An 11,296-nucleotide genomic window follows, 5' to 3' on the forward strand; every position below is an offset into this window, starting at 1 on the left:
CTTTTGAGGGGATAAAGGCATAAAGGTGTTGTTTTGAAGCACGAAAAAGCGGGGCGTGTATCCGAAAAAAATGTTCCGGGATTAGCTGTTCGGCAGGTGTGTGTGCGTCTTTTAGGGGCAGTGCTTGATAAGCATGCGTCTCTTTCAGGTTTAACGGATAATGAACATGGACATCCACAATATTTAAGGTTTTCACATCGAGATCGTTTATTGTGTCGTGCTATTTTGGCAGCGGCGTTGCGTCATCGGGGACAAATTACAGCTGCTTTATCACGCTTTTTGGTGCGACCTTTGCCTTCACAAGCATTTTCATTGCAGCATCTTTTGCATATCAGTATGGTACAGATTCTGTACCTTGATATTCCTGATCATGCTGCGATTGATTTAGCAGTGCGTGTAGCTAAACTTGATCCTCGTATGCGCCGTTTTTCAGCGATGGTGAATGCACTTTTACGCAATGTTGCACGTGAGGCAGATGTGTTGCGCCAACAGGTTCCTACCATTGAAGAGATTCCGGTGTGGTTTGGGGAGCTGTTAGTTTCAGCTTATGGAAAAGAAAAGGCTGAACAGATTTTAGAAATTCAAAGTGTTCCGCCGCCTCTTGATTTGACAGTTAAATCCGACAGTGTTGAATGGGCTAAGCGGCTTGGCGGTGTTGTTTTGCCCAATGGTTCGGTTCGGTTAAGCCATGTGGATTGTTCTGTTTCTGATTTACCAGGCTATAGGCAAGGGGCTTGGTGGGTTCAAGATTTTGCTGCGGCGTTGCCTGCTTGTTTACTTGGAAATATTCAGGGCAAAAATGTTGCTGATCTTTGTGCGAGTCCGGGAGGAAAAACAGCACAATTGGCTTTGCAGGGGGCTGATGTGACAGCCGTTGATATGTCTGCTAATCGGGTAAAGCGTTTAAAAGAAAATATGGAACGGCTTCATTTTTCAGTTCGCACTTGGCAGGGGGATGTGAGAAATTTTCATCCCAAACAGCTTTTTGATGCTGTTCTTCTTGATGCCCCTTGTTCTTCTACAGGAATAATACGGCGTCATCCGGATATTTTATGGACAAAATCGGTAGATGATATTGGCAAATTAGCGGCATTGCAATATGATTTACTCTTGGCGGCAATTGCTTTGGTGAAGAAGGGGGGGCGTATTGTTTTTTCCAATTGTTCATTAGCAAGAGAAGAAGGTGAAGATCTCATTGAGAAAATTTTATCGGCACGTGGTGACATTGTTTTAGAGCCTATTTGTGCAGAGGAAATGGGAGCACTGGCGCATTTGCTCTCTTTTGCGGGGACTTTGCGAACAACGCCTGCAGACTTTTGTCACCAAAATTTTACTGATGAAAAAAAAGTGTTTTTAGGAATGGATGGTTTTTTTGCAGCTCGCTTGCGGAAAGTATCTTAATTAACGGTTCATTTACTAAAATGGCCGAAATTGTACACGATTCAGTATATATGGAGATAGATTGTGGCAATTGCGGTAAAAGGACCTCAAGTAAAAACGTCGGATTTGGTATATGGGGCACACCAGTTTATACGGCGTTTATGGGTGGGACCGCTGTTTCGTTGGCGATTTTCAGGGTTTCGTCCCCATAAAATTTTAGCACATCCCGTTGATTTGCATTTAGCTGATCCGGTGATAGCACGCGAATTTTATCATGGTCGTTTTGCTTTTGCCGGTCATATTGTTCATTCTGGTGTTGCTTCCCCTTTTTCATTAGTTCCACCAACATCGGAATGGGAAGCTGCTCTTCATGATTTTCATTGGTTGCGGCATATGGCGGCAGCGGAGAGTGATTTAGCTGTGGCACATGCGCGTTCTCTCTTAGAAGATTGGTTTCATCATGGTGGCAAAAAGGTAACGGGGCTTGCTTGGAGTGCACCGGTTGTGGCACGGCGTCTAATTTCGTGGATCTGTCATTCGAAAATGTTATTACAAGGAGCAAGTGAACGGTTTGAGAAAAACTTTTTGCGTGCGCTTGGTTTTCAATTTCGTTATTTGCGTGTCACGATTTCGAGTATGGAAAACAATGACCAACGTTTACAAGCAGCAGTGGCTTTGACATTTGCATCTCTTGCTTTGCCTGTTTCTGCGGCAATGAAAAAAAAGGTGCAAACCTTTCTCATCGAAGAGCTTTCACACCAAATATTGGTCGATGGCGGACATATTTCGCGTAGCCCTATTATTTTACTCAATTTGTTATCGGATTTATTGTCTTTACGTTACCTTTTTATGCGTAGTAATGAAACAGCACCGCGTGTTTTGATTGATTCTGTTGAGCGTATGTTGCCAGCTTTACGATTTTTTATTCATGAAGACCAAACATTAGCGCATTTTAATGGAGTTGGTCCTCTTGTTCCCGAACGCTTATTGGCAATTTTACAGCTTGATGAGACTGCAGGGCATCCTTTTAGTTATGCACGCTATTCAGGGTTTCAACGTCTACAAGCCAATAAAACGACAGTGCTTGCGGATACCGGAAAGTTTCCGCCACGCTCTGCTGCCCAATACGCTTGTTCGGGGTGTTTGTCTTTTGAAATGTCTTCACATGGGAGCCGCTTTATTATCAACACGGGTGTTAATCCTTATGGGCGTGAAGAATATCGACATTTAGGGCGTTTCACTGCTGCACATTCAACAGCAACGGTTAATGATTGTTCGGTGGGGATTTTTCATAAAAAAAAGAGAAGTGGCACTTCATTTCTCCTTGAAGGGCCAACGGATGTTAAAGTGCGTCGTATAGAGGATTCAGAGAAAACGGGTTTTATTGCGAGCCATAATGGTTATGTGCGTCCTTTTAATCTTGTTCATGAACGTGGTCTTATTTTAGCGACAAATGGAGAAATGATCGAGGGTTTTGATCGCTTTTTTATGCCAAACAAGGAGCCTTCCAAGAGACATAGGATAGATCAAAGTGAACAAAATAATGTTGCTGTTCGGTTTCATCTTCATCCGCAAGTTCAAGTCAATTACGATGGCAAGCGTGTGCGTTTAGCTGTGGGGGATGAGCAAGTGTGGTATTTTATATCGCCTGACACTGATATTTGTCTTGAAGATTCCATTGATTTTGCTGCACTAACAGGACCACAACGCACACAACAGATTGTTTTATATTTTCGTCCTGCATTTCAGGAAAAGGTTCGTTGGCGTTTTATTCGCTGTCCGTTAGAGCAATGATTTGCTTTTTTATAACATTGATAAAGAAAGTTATTCTTTAGTGTATTAAAAAGCATACTATCCTTTCAGTGTATTTTGATAAAGGCATGTGCTATGAATGTATAAACTGGCTTTATGCATGTAAGCCAATTTTGTTTGAATTTTAACCATTTCATTTTTAGGGTTCCTGTTATGGGTGTTGTTGCAAAAAATTTTCCCATACCTGATCTTCATCGGGTCCGGCGTGTTCTTCTTTCTGTGTCTGATAAAACGGGCGTGGTTGCATTTGCAAAAGCGCTTCACGCTTACGGTATTGAATTGATTTCAACAGGAGGAACAGCTAAAGCTTTAATGGCTGCTGATTTACCGGTAAAAGATGTTGCCGAAGTTACAGGATTTCCGGAAATAATGGATGGACGTGTAAAAACACTTCATCCCTTAATTCATGGTGCTCTCTTAGGTGTAAGAGAGAATCCTAGCCATGCAGATGCGATGGAGAAACATGGTATCCATGAAATCGATCTTTTGGTCGTGAATCTTTATCCTTTTGAAAAAACTTCACAATCTGGAGCGGATAGGCAAACAATTCTTGAAAATATTGATATCGGTGGACCGGCAATGATCCGCGCTGCGGCAAAGAATCATGCTTATACAGGTGTTGTAACAGTGGTGCGTGATTATGCATTGGTTCTCGCTGAATTAAAGAAGCATGATGGGTGTTTAAGTTTATCCATACGACGTCAATTAGCAATGCGTGCTTATGAACATACTGCTGCTTATGATGCGGCGATAGCGGCATGGTTTGCACAGGATTTAAAAATTGAAATGCCATCTTGGCAAAGTTTTTCTGGTCATATTGAAAGCGTTATGCGCTATGGGGAAAATCCGCATCAACAGGCGGCATTTTATCGCAATAGTGATAAACGTTTTGGTGTAGCAACAGCTGAACTTTTGCAAGGAAAAGCACTCTCTTATAACAATATGAATGATACAGATGCGGCATTTGAGCTTGTGGCAGAATTTGATCCTAAAATGACTGCTGCTGCTGCTCTTATTAAGCATTCAAACCCTTGTGGTGTTGCAGAAGGGCGGAGTTTGAAAGAGGCTTATTTGAAAGCTCTACAATGTGATAATGTTTCGGCGTTTGGGGGAATTGTTGCTTTAAATCAACCTCTTGATGAAGAATGTGCGGAAGAGATTGTTAAAATTTTCACGGAAGTGATTATTGCTCCTAGTGCAACAATGGCAGCACGTGAAATTATTGCAAGGAAAAAAAATCTCCGTTTGCTGGTAACAGGTGATGTTCCTAATCCTCGTTGTGGAGGGTTGATTGCAAAAACGCTTGCGGGTGGGATTTTAGTGCAATCGCGTGATAATGTGGTAGTTGATGATCTTAAATTGCAAGTGGTGACAAAGCGGGTGCCAAGTCAAGATGAAATGCGTGATCTTCAATTTGCTTTTCGGGTAGTTAAACATGTCAAATCAAATGCTATTGTTTATGCAAAAAATAGCGCAACAGTTGGAATTGGTGCGGGACAAATGAGTCGTATTGATTCAGCAAAAATCGCTGCGCGTAAAGCTGAAGAAAGTGCACAAAGAGCAGGCTTAACAGAATCTTCTGCGAAAGGGTCTGTGGTTGCGTCGGATGCTTTTTTTCCTTTTGTAGACGGTTTATTAGCAGTTGCTGAAGCAGGTGCAACAGCGGTTATTCAACCGGGGGGATCAATGCGTGATGAAGAGGTGATTGCCGCTGCCGATGCGCATGGTTTAGCCATGGTTTTTACAGGTGTACGGCATTTTCGTCATTAACGGTTTTCGTTGGTGATCTTTTCGTATGAGATAAAGTTTTAGTTAAGCTTATCGTGTTGTAGGTGCATATCTGTTATGAAGTTATAGCACAACTCTTTTTTGTAATTTGCTCTATCTTATCTTCTGAAGAAAATGATTATAGGATTTGAGTAAAAAATATGAGTATTCTGCGGTTTTATAATAATTGGCGTCGTTATCGTCGGACGGTTAATGCATTGAGTCATCTTTCAATATATGAACTTAATGATCTTGGTATTTGTCGTGGTAATATTGATTCAATTGCACGGCTTTATTCTCGTAAATTTTTCTAAAATTTGTTTATAGGGGCATTTGAGAGAGTATTTTATTGTAAGGGGGAGTGTCTTATGAGGGCATTTTTTCTCTCTGTTTTTGCTGCAATAAAGAGGGCGCGTGTAAGGGTGATGTTTATGTATTTACCTTGGCGCTTGCTGTGTGCTGTTTCCTGAAAAAACAAAGGGAGTGGTGTGTAAAACTCTCAACACAATGGTGTGATGGTATGTTCTGTTGTGGAATAACGCTTTTTAAAGCAAGGCTATTTAACAGTTATGTTTTATAAGGTGAGTACCTAGCCTCTAATCTTTTTTAGTTTTTTTGCCGTAGCAGGAAAAGAAAGGCTCCTAGAACACCTGCAGCTAAGGTAAACCACGTAATAGCATAGACAAGATGATTGTTCTGAAAGTGTACGACAGTGAGACCACCAATGGGGAGGTCTGCTTGTGTGTCTGTTTTTTTGCTAGCATCGATGAAATAAGGAGCAACGGTGGATAGGCCAAGCTTTTGTGCCATAGCAGGAAGATCGCGCGTATACCATAAGTTCGTGTCAGGATTATTTTTGCGTGGAAAAAACCCATTTTTCTCACTCATACGTAACAAACCTATAACTGTCGTTTGTTTTATCTCTGTGGCAGAATGCGGGATGTTCGTGTGTGATTGCTCTGAGTTTTGAAAGTCATGGCGTGCGTCCATGGGGATAAAACCACGATTCACAAAGGTTAATGTGTTGTCAGCTGTTTGTAAAGGGGTTAAAACCCAGTAGCCCGTGGTATCTTGAGCAACGGCAGTGATAAAAATATTTTTATCTGTCAAAAATTTTCCCGTAATGATGACAGGGCGATATTCATCTTTTTCAAAAGTGGTATGCGCCCATTGATCTTGCGGTGGTGCTTTTATGGGAGGCAAATGGACACGTTGATTGGCACTGATGATAAGGTTTGTTTTCCAATTTAATCGTTGTACTTGCCATACACCTAATGCACTAAAGAGAAGAAAAAAACATATACACAAAATACCGAACACAAGTGAAGAAAAACTGGTGTGTTTTTGTTGAAGCTCTGTCATGGAAAGATCTGTTTGGTTCATGATTGATGCTTCCTTTATAGTATGATAAGCGTTCTTTTAGCACGGTGAGCATTAAAAAAAAGCATTTTGTATGCCTTTTATGGGAAATGATGAAAGAATGAGCCAATAAGGGATGCAAAAGGTTTTACAAAAGGCTTGACCTTTTGTTGTCAACGCCTTATTAGAAAAGTAGTTTCCCAATAGTACTCGTTCAAGGTAGTGTTGTGCGTTTTTTTGTTCGTTCTATTTTGCAGGTATTGGGATTGAAAAGTTTTTTAGAGTTTAAAGGTGAAGTTTATGTCTCGTGCCTGCGAATTGACAGGAAAAACAGTTCTGTATGGTAATAATGTTAGCCATGCAAACAATAAAACCCGTCGTCGTTTTTTACCAAATCTTTGCAATGTGACATTGATTTCCGAAGTGTTGCAGCAGAGTTACCGTTTGCGTGTTTCGGCAAGTGCTTTGCGTTCTGTTGAGCACCGCGGTGGTCTTGATGGTTTTTTGGTTAAAGCTGCTGATAAAGAGTTATCGCAACGTGCGCGCTTGTTAAAGCGCCAAATTGTTAAGAAAAAAACTGAACAAGAGGCTGAGCAAGCAGCGTAATTGTCTTTGATATATTACGCTGTTGGGTTATTTGTTTCCTTTCTATAGGGGTGTATTCTTTCAGTTTTCTACGGTTTTGTCGTTGTATTTGATCGATTCCATTGCCCAAGTAAAAAAATGTTTTCAGAGCGCAGGTTTTTGTTAGCACAGCAAGAGAGAAGGTTTATAGTTTTTTCTATCTTTGCAATGTGTTTTACTGTTACTGCTTCTAATGTTTTGGTTCAGTATCCTGTCTATTGGTTTGGGTTGAATGAACTTTTGACCTATGGTGCTTTTACCTATCCGATTGCTTTTCTGATTAATGATCTAACCAATCGTTTTTATGGTCCATCTGCTGCACGGCGTGTGGTTTATGCTGGTTTTTTTGCTGGTGTTTTTGTTTCTTGGATCCTAGCTACGCCGCGTCTGGCAATTGCTTCTAGTTTAGCATTTTTATTTGGTCAGCTCTTGGATATTATTGTTTTTACTCCTTTGCGACGTAAAACATGGTGGAAAGCGCCGTTAGCAGCAGCGTTGGTTGGTTCAGCTTTGGATACGGTTGTGTTTTTTGCTCTTGCTTTTTCTAGCTTTTTTACCTTTATCGATCAGATGACAGGGTATGCTAATAGTTTACTCATGGAAAGCGTTGTTTTTTTGGGGTTTGAGATTCCAGTATGGCTTTCACTTGCTTTTGGAGATTTTTCGGTAAAAATTGTTATGAGTCTCCTTATGTTGATTCCTTATGGAACAATCCTTAGCGCTGTGGGAATCCCTCTTTATCAAAATTATTCAAAGGATGATTCATCTTTTGTTGGTCGTAAATAACCATCTTTATTCTCTCATTTTCTTGAAGCTGAAAAGATTATACGTTGTGTTTTGTAAGAGTAGTGTTTTAGAGTCATGTTTGGTAAAGATATTTTTATAATAACACACTGATTTATAAGGATGCCTTATCCTTTTGCAAGTTGGATAAGAGTTCTGGATACAATAAGGCCTATCTCTTTCAAGTCCTCTTATTATGAATCATCATTCATTCGTATGTCACGGTTGTATCCAATGTGTGAATAAAAGTCGTTTGAGAAAGGGCACAAAATGCTTTTCATGAATGATCTAAATGTGAGTGCAATTGTAACTTTGAGGGGTGGCAAATAAAGTGATGATTCTGGCTTGTATAGACGCATATTTTAACGTTAAAATATAATCGTTACTGATTGAGGAGTTTTTTAAAATTTCTTATGAGAATAAAGTTTCTTATCGCTAAAAAGTGTTTCTAATTGTTTTGTTATAGCATTGGCAAGTTCTTCGGCATTCATAATTGTTACAGCGTGTTGATAATAGCGTGTAACGTCATGACCAATCCCAATTGCAATGAGTTCTATAGGTGAATGTGTCTGAATTTCTTGAATCACGGCCCGTAAATGCCTTTCAAGATAATTGCTGGAATTAACGGACAGTGTTGAATCGTCAACAGGAGCTCCATCAGAAATAACCATGAGAATACGACGCTGTTCACGCCGTGATAAAAGACGTTGATGCGCCCAAATCAATGCTTCACCATCAATATTTTCTTTCAGTAATCCCTCCTGCATCATTAAACCTAAATTACGCCGTGCGCGACGCCATGGTGTATCAGCACTTTTATAGATGATATGACATAAATCATTAAGGCGCCCTGGGTTATTGGGTTTGTTTTGGGTAAGCCATTGTTCACGTGATTTTCCTCCTTTCCAAGTTTTGGTGGTAAAGCCTAAAATTTCGACTTTAACGCCACAACGTTCAAGAGTTTGTGCTAAAATATCCGTGCAACTTGCTGCAACAGTCATTGGCCGTCCTCGCATTGAGCCTGAATTATCAATGAGGAGTGAAACAACGGTATCTCGAAATTGCGTCTTACTTTCCATTTTGAAAGAGAGTGGTTGTGTGGGATCAATGATAAGGCGTGGGAGTCGTGCTGTATCAAGATACCCTTCCTCAAGGTCAAAGTTCCAATTACGATTTTGTTGTGCCATGAGGCGGCGCTGTAAGCGGTTTGCTAAGCGTCCAACAATGTTTTGGAGATGATTGATTTGTTTATCAAGATAATGGCGCAAGCGATCCAATTCGCTTTCAGAACAAAAAGCTGTTGCTTCCAAAACTTCATCAAATTGACGGGTAAAAACTTTATAATTGCCAAGTTTTTCCATTTGTTCTGAAATGGTGAAAAAGCGTTTAGATTTGTTCGATTTTCTCTGCCAAGGGCTTCTTTCTTGTTCTTCCTCGGCTTTATCATTTTCGTGTGATTGTGTCGCTTGCGTTTTTCCTTTGTCTTGCACATCGCTTTCTTGTTCAGTTGTCGCTTTTTCTTTGTTCTGGGCGTGTTTTTTGTTTTTGCTTTCTTCTTCTGCTTGGTTTTGTGGTTCACAGCCGTTTTTTATTTTTTTATTGTTTTCATTGTCAGAATTTTCTTCTAGTTTGGTTGAAATTTTGAGTGTAACAAGCATTCGACGGACAATCCGTGCAAAAGCATGTTGATTATGGATATGATGTGTCAGTTCGTTCAGTTCTATTGCGGCTTTTTGTTCAATTTCTTGACGCCATAACTCCAAGACAGGTCCTGCTTCTTTTGGAGTAGAGCGTTTTGTTGTTTTTTCGCGGAGTAAAAGCGCGATGGCTTCTTGTATAGGCGCTTCACTTTGGCTGCTTATCTTTTGATAATGGGCTCTTTTATATTTATCCGCGAGCATTACATCAAGGTTTTGTGCAATTCCCTCCATGGCTAAAGTGCCGATTGTTTCAACACGTGTTTGCTCAAGAGCATCAAAAATGGCGCGTGCTTCTGATTCTAGTGGTGCGAATTGCGTGTGGATGTTGTTGTCATGCCACGCTTTGCGTAGTGCCATAGAATCGCCTAATCCGCGGGTAATTTTTATATCTTTATCTGTTGCATGTTGTGGCAATTCTGGTAAGCGTGCATCATTTCCGCTTAACGAGGGTCTGTTGTGGCTAAAGGAAATTTCAAGGTTAGGCGTGCAAGCAATTGCACGGATACAGGTGGAAAGTGCTTTTTTAAAAGCTTCAGTATCAAGAGTATTGTCGGGATAATCGTTTGTGAGATTTTCGCTATTGTTGCCAGTCTTGGCAGCCATGATTGACATATCCTTTAAGGCAAAACACCATGAATGAGTGATTCGGGAAGTTCTTGCCCAAAGGCACGTTGATAAAATTCTGCGACAGTAGCATGTTCTAGTTCATCACATTTATTGAGAAAAGTTAACCGAAAGGCAAATCCAACATTTTGAAAAATGGTCGTATTTTCGGCCCAAGTAATGACGGTGCGTGGGCTCATGACTGTTGAAAGATCTCCGTTGATAAAAGATTGGCGTACCATATCAGCAACATGAACCATTTGTGAAATTGTCTTTTTTCCCTCAATTGTCTGAAAAGACTTTACTTTTGAACAAACGATATCAATTTCTTTATCATGGGGCAAATAATTTAGTATCGTTACGATGGACCAGCGGTCCATTTGTGCTTGATTAATTTGTTGTGTACCATGATAAAGCCCTGTTGTATCGCCAAGACCAATGGTATTTGCGGTCGCAAAAAGGCGAAATGCTGGATGAGGTGTGATGACACGGCTTTGATCAAGCAAGCTTAACCGTCCAGAGGCTTCAAGGACACGTTGGATGACAAACATAACATCGGGACGACCTGCATCATATTCATCGAAAACAAGGGCAATATTGTTCTGATAAGCCCATGGTAAAATACCTTCTTTAAATTCAGTGATTTGTAAGCCGTCTTTTAAAACAATGGCATCTTTTCCTACCAGATCAATGCGGCTGACATGACTGTCGAGATTAATTCGGATACAAGGCCAATTGAGACGTGCAGCAACTTGTTCAATATGTGTCGATTTACCTGTACCGTGATAGCCAGAAACCATAACACGGCGGTTAAATGCGAAACCTGCTAAAATCGCTAAAGTTGTTTGTTGATCAAAAAGATAATCGGGATCTACATCAGGAACGTGAGGGTTTTTTGTGCTAAAAGCGGGCACTTTCATATCTGTATCAATATTAAACAGATCACGAGCGCAGAGCGTAATATCGGGCACATTTTCGACGGGAAGCTTTGTTTTTGTCATTGTTTTTCTGGAAGGAAGGACGCCATTTATTTTCGTTCGTTAAGAACGATACAAGAGTTATAGCTCTTATGCAATGCTTTACAATGAGAGTCCTAGTAGAAAAGAAACACTTTAGCAGATATTTTAACCTGCCTGTGGGAAAATAATAAATCAATTTGTCATGATCATTTACTGTTTTGCTACTTAAACGAGAGTTCCGAATAAGAATACACATTATATATAAAAAACTAATAAAGTCAAAAGGTTGTATGCAATCATTTTCTATGA

Annotated in this window: 9 protein-coding genes; 6 read left to right on the top strand and 3 right to left on the bottom strand. The window is 40.3% G+C overall.

Annotation, left to right across the window (positions count from 1 at the left end):
* The first annotated feature begins 33 nt into the window (after positions 1–33).
* From GQO39_RS05290 to GQO39_RS05305, 4 genes are all read left to right on the top strand, one after another.
* A complete protein-coding gene (locus GQO39_RS05290) occupies positions 34–1,401 on the top strand; it encodes an RsmB/NOP family class I SAM-dependent RNA methyltransferase (RefSeq protein ID WP_156851236.1) in 1,368 nt (455 codons plus the stop codon).
* A gap of 63 nt (positions 1,402–1,464) precedes the next feature.
* Positions 1,465–3,174, top strand: a complete 1,710-nt coding sequence (locus GQO39_RS05295) for a heparinase II/III family protein (protein ID WP_156851237.1) — start codon at positions 1,465–1,467, stop codon at positions 3,172–3,174.
* A gap of 171 nt (positions 3,175–3,345) precedes the next feature.
* Positions 3,346–4,962 (top strand): bifunctional phosphoribosylaminoimidazolecarboxamide formyltransferase/IMP cyclohydrolase, encoded by a 1,617-nt coding sequence (gene purH / locus GQO39_RS05300; protein WP_156851239.1) that lies wholly within the window; start codon positions 3,346–3,348, stop codon positions 4,960–4,962.
* A gap of 158 nt (positions 4,963–5,120) precedes the next feature.
* Positions 5,121–5,273, top strand: coding sequence for a DUF1127 domain-containing protein (locus tag GQO39_RS05305; RefSeq protein WP_156851241.1), 153 nt, complete (start codon positions 5,121–5,123; stop codon positions 5,271–5,273).
* 292 nt (positions 5,274–5,565) lie between these two features.
* On the opposite strand, the gene GQO39_RS05310 is transcribed toward GQO39_RS05305, so the two are convergent.
* The gene (locus GQO39_RS05310; protein ID WP_156851243.1) at positions 5,566–6,342 is read right to left on the bottom strand and encodes an SURF1 family protein; all 777 of its coding nucleotides are present in this window, start codon (positions 6,340–6,342) and stop codon (positions 5,566–5,568) included.
* A 276-nt stretch (positions 6,343–6,618) separates the two neighbouring features.
* Between GQO39_RS05310 and rpmB the strand changes: the two genes are divergently transcribed.
* Together rpmB and GQO39_RS05320 are read left to right on the top strand one after the other, a co-directional pair.
* Positions 6,619–6,924: a 50S ribosomal protein L28 gene (gene rpmB / locus GQO39_RS05315; protein WP_156851244.1), complete on the top strand. Its 306-nt coding sequence runs from the start codon at positions 6,619–6,621 to the stop codon at positions 6,922–6,924.
* A 117-nt stretch (positions 6,925–7,041) separates the two neighbouring features.
* Positions 7,042–7,728 (top strand): VUT family protein, encoded by a 687-nt coding sequence (locus tag GQO39_RS05320; RefSeq protein ID WP_156851246.1) that lies wholly within the window; start codon positions 7,042–7,044, stop codon positions 7,726–7,728.
* A 398-nt stretch (positions 7,729–8,126) separates the two neighbouring features.
* Here the strand turns inward: GQO39_RS05320 and cobT are convergent, their stop codons facing one another.
* Both cobT and cobS read right to left on the bottom strand, forming a co-directional pair.
* Positions 8,127–10,028: a cobaltochelatase subunit CobT gene (cobT, locus tag GQO39_RS05325; protein ID WP_156851248.1), complete on the bottom strand. Its 1,902-nt coding sequence runs from the start codon at positions 10,026–10,028 to the stop codon at positions 8,127–8,129.
* A 14-nt stretch (positions 10,029–10,042) separates the two neighbouring features.
* On the bottom strand, positions 10,043–11,029 hold the full coding sequence (cobS, locus tag GQO39_RS05330; protein WP_156851250.1) for a cobaltochelatase subunit CobS: 987 nt from the start codon (positions 11,027–11,029) through the stop codon (positions 10,043–10,045).
* Positions 11,030–11,296: the final 267 nt, after the last annotated feature.

The sequence above is a fragment of the Bartonella refiksaydamii genome (assembly GCF_902652675.1).
Classification (GTDB): domain Bacteria; phylum Pseudomonadota; class Alphaproteobacteria; order Rhizobiales; family Rhizobiaceae; genus Bartonella; species Bartonella refiksaydamii.